Source organism: Rhodanobacter lindaniclasticus, from assembly GCF_004799035.1.
In the GTDB taxonomy this organism is placed as follows: Bacteria; Pseudomonadota; Gammaproteobacteria; order Xanthomonadales; family Rhodanobacteraceae; genus Rhodanobacter; species Rhodanobacter lindaniclasticus.
The window spans coordinates 57,805-83,114 of record NZ_MWIO01000004.1; the positions used below are offsets into that span (position 1 = coordinate 57,805).

Consider the following 25,310-nt stretch of genomic DNA (forward strand, 5'->3'; position numbering starts at 1 on the left):
AGTGAATGGCGTGTGGGAATGGGCCGTCCCGATTCAGGTGCCGCCAGGCTTTGCGAAGACGAGGTCACCAGCATGTTTGCCGCGCGTTGCGCGCACAAAAAAACCGGGGCGCGCAACGCACCCCGGTTTGGCTGGAAAGCAGTCTGAGCGCCGTCTACTTCAGCGTGGTCTGGCTGGTGATCACCATGCCGCTGGTGTCGACGTGCATCTCCGCGCGAATGCTCTCCACGCGCTGCGCCTGCTGTTTCATCGCCTCGAACTGCGCCTTGGCGCGCGCCGCCGCTTCCGCGGCCTGGGCCGCACTGTCGTCGGCCTTGTTCGTCGATGCATTGCCGTTGGCGTCCATCGCGCTGGCCGCGGCGGTGAGTGCGTCGACCTTGTCCTGCATCAGTTGCACCCAGGACAGGTACATCGCGCCGCTCAGGTTCATCCGCGCCATCTGGCCCGCGCTGCCACCGGCTTCCTTGAGGGTGTCGGCCAGCTTGGCGTCCTCGCCGGTACCCACGCCCAGCGCCAGTGCCTTGTCGCCCATCGCCACCCAGCCTGGCTGGCCGAGCATGCCGGCCATCTGCTGCGGCAGCGCCACCGGCTTGCCGTCATTGCTCACCTTCAACTGTGCCAGTGCAGGGACCATCATCTGGCCCATCGCCAGCAGACCGGTCGGATTGCTGGTGGCCAGCACCAGCCGGCCACTGAAGGTGGGCAGGCTGGAGGTGGGGTTGTCAGTAAGCGTATCCAGCGCCAGGCGCACGCCGAGCAGGTCGCCGAACGGCGGGATCGCGGCTTTCTGCGTGGCCGGACCGAGCTTGGCGAAGCCCTCGTTGAGGTCGCTCAGCGCCGGGCAGGTGAACGGCTTGGCAGCCACCGCTTCGGCCTGCGCCATCCAGAATGTGCGCAGGTCGGCGATCGGCAGGGCGAGGCTCACGTCGAACGGCGCCGTGCCGTCCTGGCCCAGCCCGGGCAGCTCGACCTTGAGACCGGAGAAGGCCTTGCTGATGTCGTCGGCCAGCGCGATGTCGAGGCGGCCATCCTGGTGGTTGGCGTCGAGCCGGGTGTAGCCGAAGCTGACCGTCGGCACCCGCGCGGCGATGCGTGCCGCATCGGTGCTGCATTCCGGCGGGATCTGCAGCTGGTTCGCCACCGGCTCGCCGGTCTTGGCCGATTCGGCCACCGCACGGGCCTTGCGCATCGCATTGGCCAGTGCGTCCTTGCCGCCGAGCGCCAGCGGCAGCGCGCGGGTCAGGTCGAATTCGCCGACCACCCACTTCTTGTAGCCCTTGGCCTTGGCCAGGTCGGCCAGGCGGCCATCGTCCTGCAGGCTCTTCTGCGGGCGGTCCAGCCCCAGCGCCTCACGCAACATGGTCTTCGGTGCGTCGAGCGGCAGCAGTGCGGCCACCGCCTGCTTGTCGACCGTGGCCAGGATCACCTCGGTACCCGATTCGGCGGAAACGTAGCGGCGGTAGCTCTGCTTACCCTCGCTGACCACCTCGAACTTCTTGCCGTAGGCGGTCTCCAGGCGACCAACGAAGGCATCGAAGGCGGCCGGGTCGGCGAGCTGGAAGCGCAGCACCGGGGCCAGGCCCAGGCCGTAGAAGGCGGAATAGCCCTTCATGTCCAGGCCGGCGGATTGGGCAAAGCCTTCCACCGTCTTGCCGTTGAATTCGGCACGCAGCGCGCGCAACAGGCGTGCGCCGTCGGGATCCTTTTCGGCGAGCCGGTCCGCTGCGGCATCCATCTGCGCCAGCTGGGACGGCAGTTGCGCGTCGGCCTGGGCCATCAGCACCTTGCGGGTGGCGTCGTCGAGCACGTCCAGATTGGCCACGACGTACGGCGTATCGGCCGGCACGAAGGCCAGCGGTGCATCCTTGTCCTTGTGCGAACAGGCAGCCAGCAGGACGCTGGCCAGTCCCATCGCGAGATAGCGGGTTGTCGCGCGCATGTTGATCCCCGTGGTGAGCAGCAGCGACCATTATGCCCGCAAGGAGCGTGGGCGACAGAAATCTTCCGGGCTGCAAAAGCGGCTGCGCGGTCCGCATTTCCGCCGTTTCTTGACCCATGGAACCACCATGGGTCGGCGAACCGTCGAAAATCCGTCCTCGCGCAGCCACTTTTTCGCCTCGGAAGTTTCTGTCGCCCACGCTCCTGGGTTGCGTCCGTGGCGGGCGCGGCGCCGGCGCTGCAGCGGGCATTCAGCGCGCGAGCACCTCGTTCAGCACTGCCATGCGCACGAACACGCCGTTGCCGACCTGTTCCAGGATGCGCGACTGGGCGCCGTCCGCCACGTCCGAGGCGATCTCGATGCCGCGGTTGATCGGCCCCGGATGCATGACCAGGCAGCCCTTGGCGGCGCGCGCCAGCCGGCGCCGGTCCAGTCCGTAGTGGGCAAAATAGGCGGCTTCGTCGGGCAGCTCGATGCGGGCCATGCGTTCCTTCTGCAAACGCAGCATCACGACCGCGTCGGCCCCCTCGATGGCCTCGTCGAAGTCAGTGAAGCGCTGGCCCTCAGGTACTTCGTCGCCGGCCGGCATCAGCTCGGGCGGGGCGCACAGGCGGATCTCCTTCACGCCCAGCGTGGTGAACGCGTTGATGTCCGAGCGGGCCACCCGCGAATGACTGATGTCGCCGCAGATGACCACCCTGAGGTTCTCGAAGTCGGGTCGGTGCTGACGGATCGTCAGTGCGTCCAGCAGGCCCTGGGTGGGGTGTGCGTGGTTGCCGTCGCCGGCGTTGATCACCGACACGCCGCTCATCGCGTGGCGCACCAGTTCGTCCGGCGTACCGGATTCCTTGTGGCGCACGATGATCGCATCCAGATGCATCGCCTCAAGCGTGTGCAGGGTGTCGAACAGTTCCTCGCCCTTGCTGGTGGAGGACAGCGCGATATTGAAGTTCACCACGTCCGCGCCCAGGCGGCGGGCGGCCAGCTCGAACGAGGTGCGGGTGCGCGTGGAGGGTTCGAAGAACAGGTTGAGCACGGTGCGCCCGGCCAGTACGTCGAGCTTGCGGGTGCCGTGGGCGCAGGCATCGCGCAGGGTCTCGGCGCGGTCGAGCAGGCGCTCGATCGTCTCGCGCGGCAGGTTTTCCAGGGTGGTCAGGTGGCGCAGGCGAGGGCTCATGGGATTTCGCAGAGGTGGGTGGGGCGTGCGCGTCAGCGCGTAGTGTCGTCGAGGGGAACGACCGCGGCGTCGGCCAGCCAGCGTTCGAGAATCACCGCCGCCGCTTCGGCGTCGATGCCGGCCGCGTCGCGTCGCCGCCGCAGGCCGGCTGCCCGCCCGGCGGCGAACCGTTGCGCGGCCTCGCGCGAGCTGTGGCGTTCGTCGACCAGCTGCACCGGCAGGCCGTAACGCTGGCCCAGCTGGCTGGCGAAGGCCCGCGCCCGCCGACTGGCCGGCTGTTCGGTGCCTTCGAGCGTCAGCGGCAGGCCGACCACCACGGTGTCGGGTTGCCATTCGCGCTGCAGGGCGTCGAGCCGATTCCAGTCCGGCTGACCGTCATGCATGGCCACCACGTCGAGTGCGCGGGCGGTGGCGGTGAGGCGGTTGCCGATGGCCACGCCGGTCAGGCGGCTGCCGACATCGAAACCGAGCACGCAGCTCATGCGTGGCCCGCGTAGCCGGACAGCTGGCGCGGATCCACCCCGACCAGGCCGGCGGCGGCGCTCCAGCGCTCTTCCAGCGGCGTGTCGAAGACGACCCGGCTGCTGGCCTCGGCGGTGAGCCAGGCGTTGGCCATCAGTTCCTGTTCGAGCTGGCCGGCATCCCAGCCGGCGTAGCCGAGCACCATGATCGCCTGGCGCGGGCCTTCGCCGGCGGCCATCGCCACCAGGATGTCGCGCGAGGTGGTCACCGACCAGTCGGCGTTGATGCGGTAACTCGATTCCCAGTCGCCGGGTTCGCGATGGAGCACGAAGCCGCGCTCCTGCTGCACCGGGCCGCCGATCAGCACCGGCGCGTCAGCCAGTTCCGCATCCGCGCACTCGAGCTTCATCTGGTTCAGCACGTCCCCGAAGCGGTATTCGGACAGCTGGTTCACCAGCAGGCCCACCGCGCCATCCTCGTCGTGCTGGCACAGCAACGCCACGCCACGCGAGAACGGCGGCTCGGCCAGGCCGGGCATGGCGATCAGGAAGTGGCCGGTGAGGGTTTGGGGTTGCATGGCAGCCATGCGGCCATTGTAGTCGCAGCGCAATCCCGGCGCAGGGCGCAGAGTGCTGATCCGTTCGCCGAGGTCGCGCTGTCCGCGCCGGACGGTCAAGGTGCCGCTAGCGCGTCTGCAGCACGTTGTTGGGCTGGAACTGCCAGGTGCGGGTGATGTTCAGCTCGTCGATGTGGTCGCCGATCCGCGGCGCCGGCGGAAACGGCCCGGCCAGGCGCACGATGCGCTCGGCTGCGGCGTCGAGCACCGGCTGGCCCGAACTCTGGATCACGTCGATGCTCTTGATGCTGCCGTCGAGGTTGAGCACCACGGTGAGCAGCACGTTGCCGTGCAGGCCGCGGCGGCGCGCCTCCTCGGGATAGTTCAGGTTGCCGACGCGCTCGACCCGGTCCGACCAGCCACGCATGTAGGCAGCGTAGGCATACTCGCGGGTGCTCGCGGTGAGGTATTTCACCTTCGGACGCTTGGCGTAGTCCACCTTCTTGCGGCGCAGCTCGGCGGCGAGCTGGGCGATCGCCTGCTGGCGCTTCAGTTCGGCAGCGGTGGGCGTGGCGTGCTGCGGGTCGACCTCGGTCTGCGCGGTGTCGCTGCTGACGCTGAAATCGCTGCGTCCACTGGTGGTGACCATGCGCGTGGGAGTGGCTGGCCGCGGCAGTGGCGTGGACTCTTCCACCGGTTGCGCGGCCACGCCGGGATCGGGCCGGGGCAGCGCGCCGGAGAACAGCTGCGAAGGCCGCGCGGCACGATCGCTCTTGCCGCCGCCGCGGTTGTTGGCCTGGGCCAGGAAGTCCGCCTTGTCCGGCGCCTCCCGGTTGGCCACGTTGACCAGCGCCACGTCGAGCGTCGGCAGGCTCGGCTGCGGCTTGGCGAAATGAAAGGTGAGGCCCAGCAGCAGCACGCCGTGCAACAGCAGCGAGAACAGCATGGTGGCGCCGATCGGATCAGGTCGGGCGTTGACGGTTGCGGTTGCACTCACGCAGGACGGTTTCCACTGGCGTGCCGCTCGATGACGTCGAACAGCTGACCTGCAATGTTAAGCCCGAACTGCGCGTCGAGTTCACGCACGCAGGTCGGGGAGGTGACGTTGATCTCGGTCAGGTAGTCGCCGATCACGTCCAGGCCGGTGAACAGCAGCCCGCGGCGACGCAGTTCGGGGGCCACCTGCGCCACGATCCAGCGGTCGCGTTCGGACAGCGGCACGCCCTCGCCGCGTCCCCCGGCGGCGAGGTTGCCACGGAAATCGCTGCCCTGCGGAATGCGTGCGAGCGCGTATGGCACCGGTTCGCCATCCACGACGAGGATGCGCTTGTCGCCGGCACTGATCTCGGGCAGGTATTTCTGGGCGATCGCCAGTTGCCGGTGCGCGCCATGGTCATCGCCGCCGAGCAGGGTTTCCAGCATCGAGTTCAGGTTGCTGTCGCCGTCACGCACGCGGAAGATGCCGCGCCCGCCCATGCCGTCGAGCGGCTTGAGCACCACCTCGCCATGCTCGGCGGCGAACCGGCGCAGTTCGGCCGGGTCGCGCGCCACCAGGGTCGGCGCGATGCACTGCGGGAATGCGAGTGCGAACAGCTTCTCGTTGCAGTCACGCAGCGAGCGCGGATCGTTCACCACCAGCACGCCACCACGCTGGGCCGCTTCGAGCACCATGGTGTCGTAGACGAACTGCGCGTCGACCGGCGGATCCTTGCGCATCAGCACCACGTCCAGTTCGCGCAGGTCGTGCCAGCGGGGCTCGCCCAGCGTGAACCAGTTCCGCGGATCGTCCCGCACCTGAAGCGACGCGCTGCGCGCCCACGGCGCGCCTTCGCGCAGGGCGAGATCCCCCTGCTCGAAATAGTGCAGGTCATGGCCCCGCCGCGTGGCCTCCAGCAGCATCGCCAGGGTGGTGTCCTTGGCCACTTTGATGTCGCTGATGGGATCCATCAGGACGCCGACCGAGAGGGTCATCTTGGGTACTCCGCGAGTTGCCGGGTTTGTGCGCTGGCGCCAGCAGGGGCGCGACGGCCGCCGGCTATACTAGCCGCGTAATCCATCTCGTGCCCGGCGGCGGTACGCGTCGGCCCGAGGTGCCAATATGCGTCAACTAGTGCGACCGGCGGGCATCGCGTGGCGGCGGTCGCTTGACAGTTTCGTCGGGCAGGCAGTAAACAGCAAAGCTTCGGGAATGCCGCCACGGTGCGGGTTTGCAGCAGCCGGATCACCGGGATTTCCACATCCGTACCATTGGGCACAACAGTTGCATGTCCTGATACTTGTCCTGAGCTCGTGGCGAGCCACAGGGGGGAGTGAGTGAATTTGAACGTGAGCGTTACCGATTTGGCGGGTCTCAAGGTCATGGTGATCGATGACTCCAAGACCATCCGCCGCACCGCGGAGACCCTGCTGAAAAAAGAGGGCTGCGAGGTGCTGACCGCAGTCGACGGATTCGAGGCGCTGGCCAAGATCTCCGATCAGAAGCCGGCGATCATCTTCGTCGACATCATGATGCCGCGCCTCGACGGCTATCAGACCTGCGCCCTGATCAAGAACAACCCCGAGTTCCGCGCCACGCCAGTGATCATGCTCAGCTCCAAGGATGGACTGTTCGACAAGGCGCGCGGCCGCATCGTGGGGGCCGAACAATACCTGACCAAGCCGTTCACCCGTGACGAGCTGCTTGGCGCAATCCATCGACATGTCAGTGCTGCAGCAAGTCACTGACTGCCGATTCTGAGGGGGAACTGTGGCAAACATTCTCATCATCGACGATTCTCCGACCGACGTGCGCGTGTTCACCACGCTGCTGGAACGGGCCGGTCACCAGGTTGCAGCCGTGAGCACGGCCGAGGAGGGCATCGAGCGCGTGCGTGCCGACCTGCCCGATCTGGTCATCATGGACGTCATCATGCCCGGGATGAACGGGTTCCAGGCCACCCGCACGCTCACCCGTGACCCGAAGACCCAGCACGTGCCGGTGGTGATGATCACCACCAAGTCGATGGAAACCGATCGCGTATGGGGCATGCGCCAGGGTGCACGCGCCTTCATCACCAAGCCGGTGAACGAGAAGGAGCTGCTGGCTTGCATCAACGATCTGCTCACGAGTGGGTCATGAACCAGGCCGCCAACCGTACCCCGTTCGAGATCCTGGCCCGCTACGAGCGGCTGTCGCTGGCGCATGCCTCCGACACCCAGGACAAGTTCGAGGCGCCGGGGCTGTGGCGCGGCATCGGTTTCCGGGTGGGGTCGCGGCTGCTGGTCAGCGGCATTGACGAGATCAACGAGTTGCTCGCCGTGCCCCTGCTGACCCCGGTGCCCGGTACCCAACCCTGGCTGCTGGGCGTGGCCAACGTGCGCGGCAACCTGGTGCCGGTGGTCGACATCGGCCGTTTCCTGTTCGGCGAGCGCACCCAGCATTCCGAGCGCTCGCGCCTGCTGGTAGTGCGCCAGGGCGGTGGCAGCGTGGCGTTGCTGGTGGACGAGGTGCTCGGCCAGCGCACGGTCGACGCGGCACAGCGGCAGCAAACGTGGGAAGAGGACGATCCGCGACTGGCTCGCTTCGTGGACAACCGGGTCGGCGAGCAGCAATTGGCGATTTTCAGCATGGCCCGGCTGGTGCGTGCACCGGATTTCCGTCAGGCGGCTGCCTGATGGTGGGGTGATTCCGGCAGGGGATGCCGTGCGGCGGGGCGGGGCGGGAAGCTTGCCGGAGGCAAGTGCCCGCCTCGGAACGTTGCGGCAGGGCCGGTGCGTATTGGCGGCACATATCAGTTGAAGCTATGAGGTGAACATGAGTACTACAGGGGGCGTCAGCCGGGAACGCGGATATACCGCACTCATTGTCCTGCTGCTGATCGCGATCGGTTTCGCGGCACTCGACTTCTTCATGCTCAACCAGAAGAACGGCGAGGATCGCCAGGCGGTCGCGCTGACCACGCAGATCCAGGTGCTTTCGCAGCAGACGGCAAAGTTCGCGCTGGAATCCGCCGATGGCAACGTGGACTCCTTCAAGGAACTCGAGTCCACCCGCAATGCCATCGACTCGGCGGTCAAGCGACTGGACAAGGGCGACCCCACCAGCGGCATGCAACCCTATGCCGACGGCAACAAGTCGCCCGCTGGCCGCGCGGTGACCGCGCTCGGCGCAGCATGGGCGCAGCTCGACGGTGACATCGGCAAGATCCTGTCGAACAAGGCGGTGGTGCTCGATTCGGCCCAGCGCGCGGCGACGATTTCGCAGCAGATGCCGCTGCTCAACTCCAGCATGGAGCAGGTGGTCAACATCCTGCAGCAGCGCAACGGCAGTTCCGAGCAGATGCTCGGTACCTCGCGCCAGATGCTGTCCGCCGACCGCATCATCCGCCGCGTGCAGGAAGTGTTGCAGGGTGGTGACAACGCCCAGTCCGCCGCCGACGGCCTGTCGCGCGACGCGCAGCTGTACGGCAACGTGCTCAAGGGCCTGATCGAGGGCAACCCGGACAGCGGCGTGCGGCCGATTTCCGATTCCAACGCACGCAAGATCCTCACCGAGATGGACGCCAACTGGGCCAAGCTGGCCGATCCGGTGGCCAAGCTGTCTGCCGCCGCGGCCAACATCGCGGACGTGAAGCGCGCCGGCAACCAGGCCTCGCTGGATTCGCAGACCGTGCTGCTGCGCGCCAACGACTTGTCCGACCAGATCGGCAAGCTGCCCTTGCGCCGCTTGTTCCCGAACGTGTGGTGGGGCTTGTTCGGCGCGATCGCCGCGGTGGCCTTCGCCCTGTTGCTGGTCATCGCCCTGGTCACCGACCAGCGCAAGCGTTTCGCCCAGAGTACCGAGCTGAACCAGCGCAACCAGGAGGCGATCATGCGCCTGCTGGATGAGATGGGCTCGCTGGCCGAAGGCGACCTGACGGTGAAGACCACGGTGTCGGAGGACATCACCGGCGCGATCGCCGACTCGGTGAACTACGCCATCGACGAGCTGCGATCGCTGGTGACCACCATCAACGAGACCTCCGAGCAGGTGTCGTCCTCGGCGCAGGAAACCCAGACCACCGCCCGCCACCTGGCCAACGCTGCCGAGCAGCAGGCGCAGCAGATCACCTCGGCGACCTCGGCGATCAACCAGATCGTGAGCTCGATGGACGTGGTATCCAAGGACTCCGCCGAATCGGCCGACGTGGCCGAGCGCTCGGTGAAGATCGCCTCGCGCGGCGCCGAAGTGGTGCGCGAAACGATCTCCGGCATGGACTCCATCCGCGACCAGATCCAGGAGACTTCCAAGCGCATCAAGCGGCTGGGCGAATCCTCCCAGGAGATCGGCTCGATCGTGGAACTGATCAACGACATCGCCGAGCAGACCAACATCCTGGCCTTGAACGCGGCCATCCAGGCGGCCTCGGCCGGCGAGGCGGGCCGCGGTTTCGCGGTCGTGGCGGACGAAGTGCAGCGGCTGGCGGAACGCTCCACCAGCGCGACCAAGCGCATCGAGACCCTGGTGCAGACGATTCAGTCCGATACCAACGAAGCGGTGAATTCGATGGAGCAGACCACCGCCGAGGTGGTCGCCGGTGCGCGCCTGGCCGAGGACGCCGGCAGCGCGCTGGGCGACATCGAGCGCGTCTCGCACGATCTGTCCGCGCTGATTCAGAACATCTCCACCGCAGCGCGCGAGCAGTCTGCGGCGGCAACCGATATCTCCGTGTCGATGAACGCGATCCAGGAAATCACTTCGCAGACTTCGCAAGGCGCGAGCCAGACCGCCGACTCGATCGGCACCCTGGCACAACTGGCGAGCGATCTGCGCCGTTCGGTGGCGCACTTCAAGCTGCCGGGATGATTTCGCTCGACGTGGGCAGCAGCCGGATGAACACACGCACAGTACGGGGGGCAGTCTCGCTGGTTTCGCAATGTCCGCATGGCGCGACCGCTGAGAGAGGCGCATGAGACTTCAAGACCACATCGATTTCACCACGCTGCAGTGGGTCAAGCCGGAACTCGACGACACCTTGTCGATTGCCCGCGAAGCACTGGAGTCGTACGTCGACAATCCGGGCAAGCGCGATTTCATGCGCACCTGCACGGATCATCTGCATCAGGTGCACGGCACCCTGAAGATGGTCGAGCTGTACGGTGCGGCGGCGGTCACCGCGGAGATGGAGGCCCTGGTCGGCGCGCTGCTGAACGACCAGGTGGTCCAGCGCGAGGAGGCCTACGCCGCCCTGATGCGCGGCCTGATGCAACTGCCCGACTACCTGGAGCGGCTGTCCAGCGGTCATCGGGACGTGCCGGTGGTGCTGCTGCCGCTGCTGAACGATTTGCGCGCCACCCGCGGGCTGGAACCGCTGCCCGAATCGTCGATGTTCCACCCCAACCTCGACGCCTTCCTGCCCGAGCAGGCTCCGGCGGCGATGAGCGAGGCCTATGCCGCGGCGCATCGCGTCGAGTTGGCCGGCCTGCGCCTGCGCTTCCAGCACCAGTTGCTGGCGTGGTTCCGTGGGCAGGATGCGGCCCAGCAGCTGGTCGCCATGCGCAAGACCCTGCTGGCCATCACCGCGCGTTGCTATCACGTGCACGGCCGGCGCCTGTGGTGGATCGCCGCCGGCGTGCTGGAAGGCCTGGAACAAGGCATGCTCAAGGGGCACGCCGCCGAAGTGCGCCAGCTGATCGGCAAGGTGGATCGCAACATCCGGCTGCTGATCGAGCACGGCGAAAACGCCTTGCGCGCAAGCGACGCCGACGAGGTGGCCTGCAAGCTGCTCTACATCGTGGCCCAAGCCAAGCAGCGCAGCCCGCACATGGAGCTGTTGCGCAGCACCTACGCGCTGGACAGCCTGCTGCCCGATGCCGGCGAGCTGGAACACGCACGTGGCTCCATGGCCGGACACAACCGCGCGCTGCTCGATTCGGTGTCGCGCGCGCTGAAGGACGACCTGCTGCGCGTCAAGGAAGCGCTGGACCTGTTCCTGCGCGAGCAGGACGGCGATCCGGCACAGCTTGCCGCCCAGGGCGAAGTACTTGAACGGGTTGGCGACACCCTGGGCATGCTGGCGCTGGCCGTGCCGCGCCGGGTGGTCGGCGAGCAGCGCCGCGTGCTGGACGAGATTGCCAACCGCCTGCGTCCCGCCGACGAGGAGACGCTGCTGGATGTTGCCGGCGCGTTGCTCTACGTGGAGGCTTCGCTGGACGACCACATCGAGAGCCTCGGCTCCGAAGGCGAACCCGCGGCTGCCACTGACCCCACCCACGGACTGCCTCGCAGCGAGGCACTGGGCGTGGTCTCCACCCTGATGCAGGAAGCGATCGGCAACACCGGCAAGGTGAAAGACGCGATCGTCGCCTTCGTGGAGTCGGGCTGGCAGCACGACCGCCTGGCCGGTGCGCCGCAGCTGATGGACGAGGTGGCCGGCGCCATGCGCATGCTGTCCTCGCCGCGGCCGGCCGAACTGGCCCAGGGCGTCGGGCGGTTCATCGATTACGAATTGCTGCAGGACCGCCGCGTGCCCAGCGGCGCACAGATGGATCACCTGGCCGACGCGCTGGCGGCGCTGGAATACTACCTGGAGGCCGCGCGCGAGCATCGTGGCGGGCTCGAGCACATTCTTGACGTCGCCGAGCACAGCCTCGCGCAGCTCGGTTACTGGCCGGTGCCCGCGCAGCGCGCGGTGGTGGAGCCCGCAACACCGGCAGCCGAAACCACTGCCCCGGAACAGCCCGAGGACGAACCGCATCCCGATCTATCGGAAACGGTCAGCATGTTGCCGGGGGCGGATCTCGGCAGTTTGTTCATCGGCGACACGCAGGCGTCTGGCGAGGCCTCGCACGATCTCGGTGGCCTGCGCCTCGCGGAGACCGGAGCACCGGCGGGTCCGGACGTCGCCGCCAGCCAGGCGGGCGAGGACTGGATCGAGGTCGAGGAAGAAATCGTCGAGCAGGTACCGGTTGCCGATCCGCTGGCGGCGAACACCCGCTTCAACGCCGATGCCGAGGGCATCGACGACGACATTCGCGACATCTTCCTGGAGGAAATGCAGGAGGAGATCGACAACCTCGCGGTGGCCCAGAAGGATTGGCTGGCCGACCCGGCCCAGACGCCGGCGCTGGTCGGCATCCGCCGCTCGTTCCACACGCTGAAGGGTTCCGGCCGCCTGGTCGGCGCCGGCGTGCTGGGCGAGTTTGCGTGGAAGGTGGAGGACATGCTCAACCGCGTCCTCGACCACACCATCGGGCCGGACCAGAACGTGCAGGACGTGGTTCGCCACGCCATCGACGCGCTGCCGCAACTGCTGGCCGCGCTCAAGGGCGAGGGCGATCCGCAGGCGCCGCTCAGCGCGATCATGCAGGCCGCCGAACGACTGGCGTCGGGCCAGCCGGCACGCGTGGAAGACTTCATGTCGCGCGGTACCGAGACGGTTACCCGCACGGTGGTCCGCCGGGTGCCTCGCGCCGCCGTCGAGGCGGCCGACGTGCCACGGGCCAGCCTCACCGATGCCGATGTGGCCAGCGCATCCGCCGCGGCCGAGCCCGCGGCGACCGAGCCGGAATCGCTGGTGGACATGCCGGCGATGCCACCGATCGACCCGGTGTTGCTGGAGATCCTTCGCAGCGAGGTTGCGCAGTACCTGCAGACCATTCGTGCCGCGATCCAGCGCAGCGAAGGCGCCTTGCCGGTCAGCGAGGAGCTGCTGCGGGCCGTGCATACCCTGCACGGCGCGATCGCGATGGTCGACATCCCGTTGCTGACCCAACTGCTGTCGCCGCTGGAAGGGCTGTTCAAGCGCTTGCGCGCCTCCAGCGAGCCGCTGTCCCCGCTGGGCGTGCGCCTGCTGGGCCAGGCTGCCGACGTGGTCGACCAGGTGATGACCCAGTTCGACGCCCCGGCGTCGCAGCTGCCCAAGGTCGACGCGCTCACCGCGCAGATCACCGAGATGCGCGACGACTATCCCGAGTCGCAGGTCGCGCACGTGGTGTTCGAGCCGCAGGCGGGCGAGGACGCGGCGGACGAGGACTTCGATGACGCCGACGCGACGACTGACGGAGCGGGCATGGCCTCCATGCCGCTGGCCGCGTCGGAGCAGCCGGATGCACCTGCCGGGACCGGGCAGGACGATCACCTGCACCTGGATGCCGCTGCCGAGATGACCGCGGCGCTGCACGCGTTCGAGATCGACTCCGCCGTTGCAGCGGCCAAGGCTGCCGACGAGGCAGCCCGTCAGGCCGCCATCGAGCAGGCGGCAGCCGAACAGGCCGCCGCCGAACAAGCCGCCATGGAACGAGCGGCCGCGGAGCAGGCTGCCGCCGAGCAAGCGGCAGCGGAGCGAGCCGCCGCAGAACGGACCGCTGCCGAAAAGGCTGCGGCGGAGAAAGCTGCGGCGGAGAAAGCTGCGGCCGAGAAAGCCGCTGCCGAAAAGGCCGCGGCGGAGGCCGCCAAGGCGGCCGCCACACGCGTGGAACCGGTGTCCGCGTTCGTGCTTCCCGATGGCAGCCGCATCGACGCGGACCTGCTGGAGGTATTCATCGACGAGGCGCGCGAGATCCTCGACAGTGCCGATGGCGTGCTGGCCAAGTGGCACGCCGAGCCAGGCGAGCTTTCCTACGTCGGCGAACTGCAGCGCGACCTGCATACGCTCAAGGGTGGTGCACGCATCGCCGGGCTGGTCTCGGTGGGCGACCTCGCCCATGCGATCGAGACGGTGCTGGAAAAGCCGATTCGCGATCCCGGCAAGACGGGCACCTTGATCGGTGCACTCGAATCGAGCTTCGACCAGCTCAACGCGATGGTGCAGCGGGTATCGCAAGGGCACATGCCCGACTATCCGCAGACCGCCATCGACCACCTGCTGGAACTCGCCGGTGCCACCACCCTGGTCGGCGATACGGTGGACGCGCCCGAGGACACGCAGGCGCCGGTGGCCGAAACGTCGCAGCCTGTCGTCCACGACGACCAGCACGGCTTGCCCGAGCTGCTGCCCGAGACGGTGCGCGAGCCGCACTCGCCGCAGGAGCAGATCCGCGTTCGCGCCGACCTGCTCGACAACCTGGTCAACCATGCCGGCGAAGTGGCGATCTATCGCTCGCGGCTGGAACAGCAGGTGGCCGGCTACCGCTTCAACCTGGTCGAGCTGGAACAGACCGTGGCACGCCTGCGCAGCCAGCTGCGCATGCTGGAAATCGAAACCGAGGCGCAGATCATCGCGCGCTTCCAGCGCGAGCATCGCGAGGCGGGTTTGACCGCGTTCGATCCGCTCGAGCTCGACCGCTACTCGCAGTTGCAGCAGTACTCGCGTGCGCTGGCCGAGTCGGTATCCGACCTGGTGTCGATCCAGAACATGCTGGACGAGCTGACCCGCCAGGCCGAAACCCTGCTGATCCAGCAGTCGCGCGTCAGTACCGAACTGCAGGACGGCTTGCTGCGCACGCGCATGCTGCCGTTCGACACGATGGTGCCCAACCTGCGCCGCACCCTGCGCCAGGCCGCGCAGGAAGAGCACAAGCAGGCCCAGCTGTACGTCGACGGCGCGCACGGCGAAATGGACCGCAACCTGCTCGATCGCATCAAGGCGCCGTTCGAACACATGCTGCGCAACGCCATCGCGCACGGTATCGAGAGCCCGGCCGAACGGCGCAAGCTGGGCAAGCCCGCCGAGGGCGCGGTACGCATCAAGGTGGCCCGCGAGGCGACCGAGGTGGTGGTGCGGGTGAGCGACGACGGCCGCGGCCTCAACCGCGAGGCGATCCGCAAGCGCGGCATCGATCGCGGCATGCTGCGCCCCGAGACGCGGCCTACCGACAACCAGCTGCTGTCGCTGATTACCCAGCCCGGCTTCTCCACTGCCAGCCAGGTCACCCAGCTGGCCGGTCGCGGCGTCGGCATGGACGTGGTTGCGAACGAGATCAAGCAGCTCGGCGGCTCGCTGTCGATCGAGTCGGAGGAAGGCCAGGGCACCACCTTCGTGCTGCGCCTGCCGTTCACCCTCGCGGTCACGCAGGCCATCCTGGTGCGCATCGGCGAGGCGACCTTCGCCATCCCGATGACCTCGGTGCAGGGCGTGGCGCGGGTCAATCCGGAAGAACTGGCCGCGTTGCTGGCCACCGACGAGCCCTCGTTCCAGCACGGCAACGAGGACTACGGTATCCACGACTTGGCCGAACTGCTCGGGCTGCCACCCGGCCTTGCCGCCGAGGACGAGCAGCAGCCGCTGCTGCTGACCCGCGCCGGCGACCTGCGTGCGGCGATCCGTATCGACGCCGTGCTCGGCTCGCGCGAGATCGTGGTCAAGTCGGTTGGTCCGCAGATCAGCTCGGTACCGGGTCTGCTCGGCGCCACCATCATGGGCGACGGTTCGGTGCTGATCATTCTCGACCTGGCGCCGCTGGTGCGCCACGGCATGATCCGTCGCGAGCAGCGTCTTGCCGAAGGCCTCAGCGCAGTGGAAGCGCCGGTCATCGAGGAAGTGCAGGTGCGTCCGCTGGTGATGGTGGTCGACGATTCGATCACCATGCGCAAGGTCACCGGCCGCGTGCTGGAGCGCCACGAGTACGAGGTCAGCACGGCCAAGGACGGTGTCGATGCACTGGAGAAACTGCACGAGCGCGTGCCCGACCTGATGCTGCTGGACATCGAGATGCCGCGCATGGACGGCTACGAGTTGGCGACCCACATGAAGGCCGACCCGCGGTTGCGCGACGTGCCGATCATCATGATCACCTCGCGCAGCGGCGACAAGCACCGCCAGCGCGCGTTCGACATCGGCGTGGACCGCTACCTCGGCAAGCCGTACCAGGAGGCGGAACTGCTGCTGCAGATTGCCGAGGTGCTGGAGCAACGTGCCGCGGAGCCGATTCATGACTGATACGCCACCCGCGGTCGCCCTGCTGTTCGACGACAGCGAACTTGGTGGGCAGTTGCGTGATGCGTTGCACGAGCGTGGTGCTCGCATCGTCCACGAAGGCGGCGTGGCCGGACTGAGCCGCGAACTGCTGCAACAGGTGGGTGCGGACGTGCTGGTGATCAACCTGGACGACGGCGCCGACGATGCGCTCGACCAGTTGTACGACATCATCGACGGCGACCGGCCGCGCGTGGTGTTCAACGATGCCCAGGCCAGCCGTGCGCTGGATGGCTGGGACCGTGCGCGCTGGGCGCGCCATCTGGCGGTGAAGGTGCTGGCGGTGGGCGACATCGATCCGCCCCGCCCGGAGCACGCGCGCGAGATCCAGGTTGCCCCCGCGGCCGCCGCGCCGGTGCCGGCCGAGGCCGTTGGCCGCGCCGCGATCGACGAGTCCGCAGCCGTCCCCTCTCCGGATGAGGACGATATTGACGCGCCGAGCACGGAGGATGCGCTGACGCCTGCCGTGTCAATCGAGTCGCCGCCTGCCGATGAGTCGCTGCACGCCGTGGCCGCCGACGAGGACGTTTTCGACGCCGGTCTCGGCATGGATGATGCCCCCGCCCCGCTGGTCGATGACATCGATGCGACAGCGGACGCAAGCCTGAGCGCGGAATCGGACGAGCTGGCTGCCGAACTCGAGATCGAGATGGCGACGGACGCCGGCGCAACCGCGGAACCGGACGATCTGGCTGCCGACATCGAGGTCGAGGTGGAGGCAGGTGCCGGCTTGCCCGCAGAGTCGGATGACCTGGCTGCCGAACTCGAGGCGTTGCTCGCCTCCGGCGAGTTGCCGGGCGGAGAGGACGATGAACCAGTGGGTTCGGGTTTGCGCTTCACTGGCGACGAGGATCTGCCGGCGCTGCACGATGGTGATTTCGGCCCGCTGGAGCCGGATGACCTCGATGGCGATGTCCCGCCGGGCGTGGGTGAAGCCGCGCCTGCCGCCCCCGAGGATCCGCACCTGTCGGCGCTGGCCGACTCGGACTTGACCCTCGAGCCGGCCGCCGCTGCCGAGCCTGTTCCGCCTGCGGCATCGACGCCGGTGCGTGCGCCGGACAGCTGGGCCCTGCTGGACGACGAGGCGCCGCAGGATGCCGGCGAGAAGCCCGATGCGGCGGCGTTCGGCATCGAGAAGCTCAGCGCGGCGGAGTTCCTGGCGCCAGATGTCGAGCAGGTCGCCCCCGACCTGGAGCCGACGATGAGCCTGGAACTGGTGTCGATGGAAGAGGCGGTGGCACCGCAGGCTTTCGTGCCGGATCACGAGATGGTGCTGGACGAGCTCGGCTCCGCGCTCAGCCGGATCGTGATGCTCGGCGCCTCGGTCGATGGCGTCGAATCGGTCCGCGAGTTCCTGGGCGCGCTGCCCGCCACTACCCGCCTGACCTTCCTGCTTACCCAACACCTGGGTGGCCAGTCGGACCGGGACGTGCTCGAGCGTTTTGCCGGGCATGGCCCGCTGCCGGTGCGTCTGGCCGAGCCCGGGCGCCGGGTCGGCATGGGCGAGGTGTTGATGGTGCCCGCCGGCCAGCAGGTCCGGCTGCGCCGCGATGGGAGCGTGGAGCTGCTGGCGGACGCCGCGGAGGAACCGTCGATCGACGCCAGCCTGAGCATGGCGGCGAACGGTTTCGGCCGCGATGCCGTGGCGATCGTCTTTGCCGGGCGTGGCAACGATGCGATCGCCGGTTCGCAGGCGATCCATGATCGGGGTGGCCAGGTCTGGGTCGAAGCGTCGTCCGGGGAACATTTCGCCGACATGGTCAGCGGGATCTTCGCCGAGCGGCTGGTCAGTTTCTCCGGTACGCCGTCCGAATTGGCGGCGCACCTGATCGAGGTGTTTCCATGAGTGATCCGTTGCCGCGTGAAATCCGCTGCGTGCTGGTGCCGGTCGGCGAAGCGCGCATGCTGCTGCCCAATGCCACGATCGCGGAGGTGGTCACGCACAGTGCGCCCGAGCCGATCGAAGGCGCACCGCACTGGCTACTGGGCCGCATCGCCTGGCGCGGCTGGCGGGTGCCGCTGGTTTCGTTCACGCGGCTGGCCGGTACCGAGGACGGCGACAGCGAACTGGTCGTGCGCGTGGCCGTGCTCAAGGCCCTGGGTGGCGATCCGCGATTGCCGTTCATCGCGGTGCAGACCCAGGGGTTCCCCCGCCTGACCACGCTGAATTCCGAGCTGATCATTCCAACGCACGATGGCAAGGGCCTGCCCGACGGCGTTCGCGCGCACGTGCTGGTGCGCGACGACGTGGCGATGATCCCTGACCTGGAATGGATCGAGGCGAACCTGCTCGACCTGCTCGACGCCGGCCACGCCGATCCCGGTGCCGACGAGGTGGGCATCGGCTCGCCGGATGTGTCCGGCACGCTGCACTGATCGGGCCCGCGGGCGCCACTTTGCGCCCGCGGTGCGGCCTTCGAACCTTTGCCGCCAGGTTCCCGCCGCAGAAAATTGACGCGTTGTGCACCTGGTTCTGAGCATCGTTCGCTGCGGCGAACTCGCTCCCGGCGCCGGGCAGGGGACTCGCCTGCCAAGTCTGTCGCCGAGGAGACATCGCCATGCCGGGTTCGTGCCTGCCGTTCTCTGCCGTTTCGCGTTTCGTCCATGGCCGGTCGTCCGGCCTGTTCCTGGCAGTCGCGATGTTCGTGCTGGCGCCGCTGGCTGCCGGCGCATCGACGTTGCAGGACACCGCCGCGCCGGCCAGCCCGTCGAGTACGCCGCCGCCGGCAAGCGCATCGAACCCGCGCCTGCCGGTGAAGAACCTGCAGCGCGTCGTCGTCACCGGCATTCGCGGCAGCATCGAGAAATCGCTGCAGGTCAAGCGGCAGTCCAACGAGATCGTGGAGGTCGTCTCTGCCGAGGACATCGGCAAGCTGCCCGACCCGAGCATCGCCGACAGCCTGTCGCGCCTGTCCGGCCTGGCCACCCAGCGCGGGCTGGACGGGCAGGCCAACCAGATCTCCATCCGCGGCCTGTCGCCGGATTTCACCGCCACGCTGTTGAACGGCCATGAACAGGCCTCGACCGGCGAGAACCGCGGCGTGGAATTCAACCAGTATCCGGCCGAGCTGATCAACCAGGTGGTGGTCTACAAGACACCCGACGCCAGCCTGCTCGGCCAGGGCCTGGCCGGCACCGTCGACATGCATACCATCAAGCCGCTGGATTTCGATGGCATGAAGCTGGCCGCGAACCTGCGCGGGCAGCGCAGCAGCAACGGCTCGCTCAACCCCGGCTCCGGCGTGGGCGACTGGGGGCACCGCTTCAGCCTGTCCTGGATCGACCAGTTCTTCGACCACACGCTGGGCATCGCGCTCGGCGCGGCGCGCGAGGATGCGCCGATCCAGCAGCGGCAGTACCAGGCCTGGTGGTGGAGCGTGGACAACGGCACCGCCGGCATCGACCAGAACTGGGGCGGGCCGCATACGCCGGGCATGCCCGACAACGTGATCTCGCAGGAAGGCATGCAGTTGCGCGCGCTCTCGCAGGACCAGGTGCGCGATGGCGTGATGGGCGTGCTGGAGTGGGCGCCCAACGACACCTACTACTCCACGCTGAACCTGTTCTACTCCCGCTTCGACAAGCGCTCGTACAAGAACGGCCTGCAGTGGTCCAGCAGCCCGTACGACAACGTGTCCTACGACAATGTCGGCACCGTGCCGCTGCAGCCCTATCCGCTGGTGACCTCGGGCACGCTCATGGGCATCGCGCCGATCCTGCAGAACGGCTACAACCGCGAGCGCGACTACCTGTTCTCGGCGGACTGGAGCAACCAGATCCATTTCGGCGACGGCTGGGTCGTCAGCGGCGACGTGGCCTATTCGTCGGCGCGGGTGAAGCTGCTCGATGCCTACACTTTCACCGGCCTGCCCGGCGGCGCGCTCGGCGACGTGCAGTTCACCACCCCGCGCGATTTCGGTTTTCCCGATTTCCGCACCTCGTTCAACCCCGGCGATCCGGCCAGCCTGGTGTTCACCGACCCGGACAACTACAGCTACAACGGCCGCCAGGAATTCGACCGGCAGAAGGATCACCTGAAATCCGCGCGACTGGCGATCTCCCATCCGCTGGGCTGGATCTTCTCCAGCGTCGATGCCGGCATCGCCTGGTCCGATCGCGAGAAGACCAAGCAGGCCGACGTGTTCTTCGCCTACCTCAACGGCAACGGTTCCGACCCCGGCACCTACGATCACGCCTTCGGCGTGCCGATCAATCCCTCGCTGCTGCGCGGCAACACCTCGCTGGGCTACGGCGGCATCGGCCCGATCGTGGACTACGACGTGCTGGCCGCGCTGGAGCAGCAGTTCTACCTCACCCAGCGCAACGGCGCGGGCGATTACGACCGCAACTACTCGGTGCGCGAGAAAGTGCCGGTGGCCTACCTGAAGTTCAATCTCGACACCACGCTGGGCAGCATTCCCCTGCGCGGCAACGCCGGCGTGCAGGTGGTGCGCACCGAGCAATCCTCGCAGGCATTCCAGACCACCGGCAACGACAAGGTCGGCACGCTCACCGGCGGCGCCACGTACACCAAGGTGCTGCCCAGCCTCAACCTGGTGGCCGAGCTGGGCGACCAGCAGTACCTGCGCTTCGGCTTCGCCAAGACGCTGACCCGCGGGCGCATCGACGACGAAAAGGTGGCTTCGTCCGCCGCGGTCTCCGAAGTCCAGAACGGTCCCGGTGCCGGCCAGGTGCTTTGGTCGGGCAGCGGCGGCAATCCGAAGTTGCGCCCGTACATCGCCGTCGGCACCGACCTGGCGTGGGAGAAGTATTTCGACGACGCCACCTATGTCGGCGTCGACGTGTTCAACAAGAACATTCTCAACTACATCTACACCCGCACCGTGACGGATTACGACTTCAGCGGCTACACCAACAACAACCCGCTGCTGACGCCGAGCAGCAACATCGGCACGTTCTCCACCCCGCAGAACGGCACCGGCGGCCGCATGCAGGGCGTCGAGCTGGAAGGGGCGCTGTCCGGGGCGCGGCTGTCGCCGGCGCTGGCCGGATTCGGCGTCCAGGCCAATTTCGCGCTGACCAACAGCACCATCCCCGACAGCACCATCTCGAACATTCCGGGTGGGCCGAAATCGCTGCCGGGCCTGTCGCGCAAGACCGCCAACCTGCAGGTCTACTACGAGGCCCACGGCTTGGCGTTGCGGATCGCCGAGCGCTACCGTTCCAGTTTCACCGGCGAGGCCGTGGCGCTGTTCGATCAGATCGGCTACACGCGCATCCGCGCCAACAAGGAAACCGACCTGCAGGCCAGCTACGAGTTTCCGGACGGGCGGCTGAAGGGCTTGTCGCTGCTGCTGCAGGTGTCCAACCTGACCAACGAGCCGTTCGAGTCGGAGCAGGTCAGCGGCTTGCCGAACAGCGTGGAGGTAGCGCGTCCGCTGGAGTACGACACCTGGGGGCGCACCGTGCTGCTCGGCGTCAACTACGCCTTGTAGCGCGGCTCATCCGCCGGCGGTCGCGAGGTCACCGTGGCAGGCCTGCAAGGCGCTGAGTGCTGCCAGGCCGGCCGTCTCGGTGCGCAGGATGCGCGGCCCCAGGCGCAGGCCGTGGAAGCCGTGCTGCGCCAGCGCGCGGGTGTCGGTCTCGCCGAGGCCACCCTCCGGGCCGATCACCAGCACGCCGCCGGCGGCGCAGAAGCGCAGCGCGCCGATGGTTTTTTCAGCTTGCGGCAGCAGGGCCAGTCGCAGCGCGCCGTCATCAGCCAACCCGCCCAGCCATGCCGCCAGCGGCTGGATCGGCGCGATGCGCGGGATGCGTGCGCGGCCGCTCTGTTCGCAGGCGCTGATCGCCACCGACTGCCAGTGCGCCAGCCGCTTGGCGGCCCGCTCCGCGTCCAGGCGCACTTCCGAGCGTTCGGTCAGCAACGGCACGATGCCGGCCACGCCCAGCTCGGTGGCCTTCTGCACGATCAGGTCCATCTTGTCGCCGCGCGCGATGCCCTGGGCGAGCAGCAGCGGCAGGGGCGACTCGTTGTGCACGGGCTCGCGGGCAGCCACCTGCACCCGCACCGTGCGCTTGTCGATTGCGGCGATGGTGGCCGCATAGTCGCAGCCGTCACCATTGAACAACACCAGTGGCGCACCCGCAGGCAGCCGCAGCACCCGCGTGGCGTGTTCGGCCGCATCCGGTGGCAGCACGAATTCGGCGCCCACGGCAAAGGGGAGGTCGGCGTGAAGTCGGATGGTGCGCATGCGTCAGGGCCGCAAAAGTCCAAGCATAACGGAGCGTGCGCGCAGCGTTCGGTCAGTCAGCGATCGCGCGTTCGATGCCCTGGATGGCCGTGTCCACCAGCAGGTCGAGCTCCTGCCCGGTGACCACGTAGGGTGGCATGAAATACACCACGTTGCCGAGCGGACGCAGCAGCACGCCGTGTTGCAGGCCGTGCAGGTAGACGCGCAGGCCGCGGCGCTCGTCCGCAGGGTACGGGCGCCGGCTGACCTTGTCGGCGACCAGTTCGACTGCCGCGATCATGCCGGCCTGGCGCACGTCGGCGACCTGTGGATGCTCGCGCAGCGGTGCCAGTCGACGCGCCAGATGCGCGGCCAGCTGCCGGTTGCGCTCGAGCACCGGCTCGTCACGGAAGATCGCCAGCGTCTCCAGCGCCACCCGACAAGCCAGCGGATTGCCGGTGTAGCTGTGCGAATGCAGGAACGCCTTGCCGGCGTTGTATTCGGCATAGAACGCCTCGTAGACCTCGTCGGTGGTGAGCACCGCCGACAGCGGCATGAAGCCGGCGGTGAGTCCCTTCGACAGGCACATGAAGTCCGGGCTGACCGCCGCCTGCTCGCAGGCGAACAGCGTGCCGGTGCGGCCGAAGCCGACCGCGATTTCGTCGGCGATGAAGTGCACCGCGAACTCGTCGCACAAGGCGCGCAGCCCGACCAGGTAATCGGGGTGGTACATCCGCATGCCGCCGGCGCACTGCACCAGCGGCTCGACGATCACCGCGCAGGTCTCGTGCGCATGGCGTTCGAGCAGGGTGCGCAATTCGCCGAGCCGGCGCGCCGCGGTTTGTGCGGGAGTCTCGCCCGGCTCGCCCTCGTAGGCATCCGGCGAAGGCGCCAGCAGCGGGGTCAGCAGCAGCGGCGCGTAGGTCTTGCGGTACAAGGCCACGTCGCTGACCGACAGCGCGCCCAGCGTCTCGCCGTGGTAACTGCCGCTGAGCGCGATGAAGCGGGTCTTCTCGCCATGGCCGCGGTTGAGCCAGTAGTGGAAGCTCATCTTCAGCGCCACTTCGATCGCGGACGAGCCGTTGTCGGCGAAGAACACCCGCTGCAGTGGCGCGGGCGTGACGCGCACCAGTTCCTCGGCCAGCCGGATCGCCGGCTCATGGGTGAAGCCGGCGAAGATCACCTGTTCCAGCGTGCCGGCCTGGTCGGCCAGCGCGGCGGCGATGCGCAGGTTGGCGTGGCCGAACAGGTTGACCCACCACGAGCTGACCCCGTCGAGGTAGCGCCGGCCTTCGGCATCGACCAGCCACGCGCCTTCGCCGCGCACGATCGGCACCATCGGCACGGTGCCCTCGCCGTGGTCGTGCATCTGCGTGCAGGGATGCCAGACATGCCTGAGATCGCGCTCGGCGAGCGTGGCGTTGCTGTTTGCGGGAATAGTCATCCGGTTATGATCGACGCTGCGCCCGGGATGCTCAAGCGGCGCGCGGAACATTCGGAACCGGACGCTTGATTCGACTGCGGAAAATTCTCCTCGCCGTGGCCTTGCTCGCAGCGGTCGTGCTGGCACTGGCGTGGTTTCTGCCGATGCGCTGGGTGATGCCGTGGGTCGAGCCGCAGTTGCACGGCCTGCGCCTGCAGCAGGTGCACGGCACGGTGTGGAACGGCGCGGCCGACGACGTGCTCGGTGTCGACGGACGACGACTGGGGCGGCTGCAATGGCAACTGTCGCGGCGCGCGCTGCTCGGCCAGTTGCAGATGAAGCTGGCCTTCGACGGACCGCAGGCGGATTTCTCCGGCACCGTGCGGCGCACGCCGCAGGGCCGCATCGAGGCCGAAGGCTGGCGGCTGCACGCCGATCTCGCCGCAACGGATGTTCCGCTTCCCGCCGGTTGGGGCAAGCCGCTGGGCGAGCTGCAACTGGCGGTCGACCATGTGCTGCTGCAAGGCGGTTGGCCGCTGCAGTTGCAGGCACAGGGCCGGTGGCAGCGGGCCGCCGTGCGCACGGCCGAAGGCGAGCTGGCGCTGGGCGAATTGCAGGGAAGCGCGCAGGCGCAGGGTGGCGTGATCCAGGCGCAATGGCATGATCAGGGCGACGGGCCGCTGCAAGTGCGCGGCCAGCTGCAGTTGAGCCCGCTGGGCTGGCGCCTGGACAGCACGCTGCGCGCACGCCATCGCGATCCGGCGTTGCTGCGCTGGCTGGCGCGGCTCGGGTCGGTCGCGTCCGACGGCAGCGTGCACATCCGGCAGGCCGGTGGCCTCGCCGCCACCTCTCCACCGAACCGCCAGGACGACACGCTGCCATGAACCCCCAGACTTCCGCCGTCGCGCTGGCCGCGGCACGCGAGGCCGCCACTGCCGCCGCCGGGATCATCACGCACTACTGGCGCCACGGCGTCGAGGTGGAGCTGAAGGCCGATGCCACCCCGGTGACGGTGGCCGATCGCGAGGCCGAGCAGGCGGTCCGCCGCGTGCTGCAGGCCGCGCTGCCGCAGGCGGCGATCTACGGCGAGGAGTTCGGCCTGCAGGGCGAGCGCGACGCTTTGCTGTGGCTGGTCGATCCGCTCGACGGCACCAAGAGCTTCGTGCGCCGCACGCCGTTCTTCTCGACCCAGATCGCGCTGATGGACCGCCACGAACTGGTGCTCGGCGTGTCCAGCGCGCCGGTCTACGGCGAGACGATGTGGGCCAGCGCAGGCGGTGGCGCCTGGTTCGAGGGCGAGCGCGTGCGCGTGGCGGACACGACAGACATAGCGCAGGCGGCGATCTCGATCGGCAACGTCAGGACGCTCGCCGGCGACGACCGCTGGGCAGCGCTGGGCGCGCTGATCCGCGACAGCAACCGCATCCGCGGCTACGGCGATTTCTGCCACTACCACCTGCTGGCGCGCGGCAGCCTGGATCTGGTGATCGAGTCGGACGTGAACATCCTCGACATCGCCGCGCTGGCGGTGATCGTGCGCGAGGCCGGCGGCGTGTTCACCGATCTCGACGGCGCACCGCCGACGCTGGAGACGACCAGCGTGCTGGCCGGCACGCCGGCGATCCACGCGCAGGCCTTGCAGCGTCTGCGGCGCTGAACCGCGCGAGCTGGAGCATGGGCGGTGGAGAC

The 25,310-nt window shown here is 68.1% G+C and carries 18 protein-coding genes; 10 read left to right on the forward strand and 8 right to left on the reverse strand.

Going from position 1 to position 25,310, the window contains the following annotated elements:
- Positions 1 to 154: 154 nt before the first annotated feature.
- The 6 genes from B1991_RS01395 to gshB all read right to left on the reverse strand — a co-directional run bounded on the left by B1991_RS01395 (position 155) and on the right by gshB (position 6,105).
- Entirely contained in the window at positions 155 to 1,939 is a 1,785-nt protein-coding gene (locus B1991_RS01395; RefSeq protein WP_136256919.1) for a hypothetical protein, read from the reverse strand.
- A gap of 250 nt (positions 1,940 to 2,189) precedes the next feature.
- A complete protein-coding gene (locus tag B1991_RS01400) occupies positions 2,190 to 3,116 on the reverse strand; it encodes an aspartate carbamoyltransferase catalytic subunit (RefSeq protein WP_136256920.1) in 927 nt (308 codons plus the stop codon).
- 32 nt (positions 3,117 to 3,148) lie between these two features.
- The gene (gene ruvX, locus B1991_RS01405; protein ID WP_136256921.1) at positions 3,149 to 3,598 is read right to left on the reverse strand and encodes a Holliday junction resolvase RuvX; all 450 of its coding nucleotides are present in this window, start codon (positions 3,596 to 3,598) and stop codon (positions 3,149 to 3,151) included.
- Positions 3,595 to 4,164 (reverse strand): YqgE/AlgH family protein, encoded by a 570-nt coding sequence (locus B1991_RS01410; protein WP_136256922.1) that lies wholly within the window; start codon positions 4,162 to 4,164, stop codon positions 3,595 to 3,597. Before B1991_RS01410 ends, ruvX begins: the two co-directional genes overlap by 4 nt.
- Positions 4,165 to 4,261: 97 nt before the next feature.
- Complete coding sequence (locus B1991_RS01415) at positions 4,262 to 5,131, reverse strand: energy transducer TonB (protein WP_136256923.1); 870 nt, start codon at positions 5,129 to 5,131, stop codon at positions 4,262 to 4,264.
- Positions 5,128 to 6,105, reverse strand: a complete 978-nt coding sequence (gene gshB / locus B1991_RS01420; RefSeq protein ID WP_136256924.1) for a glutathione synthase — start codon at positions 6,103 to 6,105, stop codon at positions 5,128 to 5,130. Before gshB ends, B1991_RS01415 begins: the two co-directional genes overlap by 4 nt.
- A 387-nt stretch (positions 6,106 to 6,492) precedes the next feature.
- Between gshB and pilG the strand changes: the two genes are divergently transcribed.
- The 8 genes from pilG to B1991_RS01460 all read left to right on the forward strand — a co-directional run bounded on the left by pilG (position 6,493) and on the right by B1991_RS01460 (position 21,463).
- The gene (gene pilG / locus B1991_RS01425) at positions 6,493 to 6,858 is read left to right on the forward strand and encodes a twitching motility response regulator PilG (RefSeq protein WP_210772073.1); all 366 of its coding nucleotides are present in this window, start codon (positions 6,493 to 6,495) and stop codon (positions 6,856 to 6,858) included.
- A 22-nt stretch (positions 6,859 to 6,880) separates the two neighbouring features.
- Positions 6,881 to 7,252 (forward strand): response regulator, encoded by a 372-nt coding sequence (locus B1991_RS01430; protein ID WP_136256925.1) that lies wholly within the window; start codon positions 6,881 to 6,883, stop codon positions 7,250 to 7,252.
- A complete protein-coding gene (locus B1991_RS01435; RefSeq protein WP_136256926.1) occupies positions 7,249 to 7,788 on the forward strand; it encodes a chemotaxis protein CheW in 540 nt (179 codons plus the stop codon). Before B1991_RS01430 ends, B1991_RS01435 begins: the two co-directional genes overlap by 4 nt.
- A 139-nt stretch (positions 7,789 to 7,927) precedes the next feature.
- Complete coding sequence (locus B1991_RS01440) at positions 7,928 to 9,958, forward strand: methyl-accepting chemotaxis protein (RefSeq protein ID WP_136256927.1); 2,031 nt, start codon at positions 7,928 to 7,930, stop codon at positions 9,956 to 9,958.
- A 103-nt stretch (positions 9,959 to 10,061) separates the two neighbouring features.
- Entirely contained in the window at positions 10,062 to 15,971 is a 5,910-nt protein-coding gene (locus tag B1991_RS01445; RefSeq protein ID WP_136256928.1) for an Hpt domain-containing protein, read from the forward strand.
- Entirely contained in the window at positions 15,964 to 17,853 is a 1,890-nt protein-coding gene (locus tag B1991_RS01450) for a chemotaxis protein CheB (protein WP_136256929.1), read from the forward strand. Before B1991_RS01445 ends, B1991_RS01450 begins: the two co-directional genes overlap by 8 nt.
- Entirely contained in the window at positions 17,850 to 18,383 is a 534-nt protein-coding gene (locus tag B1991_RS01455; RefSeq protein ID WP_136256930.1) for a chemotaxis protein CheW, read from the forward strand. Before B1991_RS01450 ends, B1991_RS01455 begins: the two co-directional genes overlap by 4 nt.
- A gap of 182 nt (positions 18,384 to 18,565) precedes the next feature.
- Positions 18,566 to 21,463 carry a TonB-dependent receptor gene (locus B1991_RS01460; RefSeq protein ID WP_136256931.1) on the forward strand — a complete coding sequence of 966 codons (2,898 nt, stop codon included), beginning with the start codon at positions 18,566 to 18,568 and terminating at the stop codon, positions 21,461 to 21,463.
- A gap of 6 nt (positions 21,464 to 21,469) precedes the next feature.
- On the opposite strand, the gene B1991_RS01465 is transcribed toward B1991_RS01460, so the two are convergent.
- Positions 21,470 to 22,219 (reverse strand): 16S rRNA (uracil(1498)-N(3))-methyltransferase, encoded by a 750-nt coding sequence (locus B1991_RS01465; RefSeq protein WP_136256932.1) that lies wholly within the window; start codon positions 22,217 to 22,219, stop codon positions 21,470 to 21,472.
- A 52-nt stretch (positions 22,220 to 22,271) separates the two neighbouring features.
- Positions 22,272 to 23,642, reverse strand: coding sequence for an adenosylmethionine--8-amino-7-oxononanoate transaminase (locus B1991_RS01470; protein ID WP_136256933.1), 1,371 nt, complete (start codon positions 23,640 to 23,642; stop codon positions 22,272 to 22,274).
- Between the two features lie 95 nt (positions 23,643 to 23,737).
- Here B1991_RS01470 and B1991_RS01475 point away from each other — a divergent pair, with 95 nt between their 5' ends.
- A complete protein-coding gene (locus tag B1991_RS01475; protein WP_246031021.1) occupies positions 23,738 to 24,505 on the forward strand; it encodes a type II secretion system protein N in 768 nt (255 codons plus the stop codon).
- Positions 24,502 to 25,278: an inositol monophosphatase family protein gene (locus tag B1991_RS01480; protein ID WP_136256935.1), complete on the forward strand. Its 777-nt coding sequence runs from the start codon at positions 24,502 to 24,504 to the stop codon at positions 25,276 to 25,278. The genes B1991_RS01475 and B1991_RS01480 overlap by 4 nt, the downstream gene beginning before the upstream one ends.
- The last annotated feature ends 32 nt before the right edge of the window (positions 25,279 to 25,310 follow it).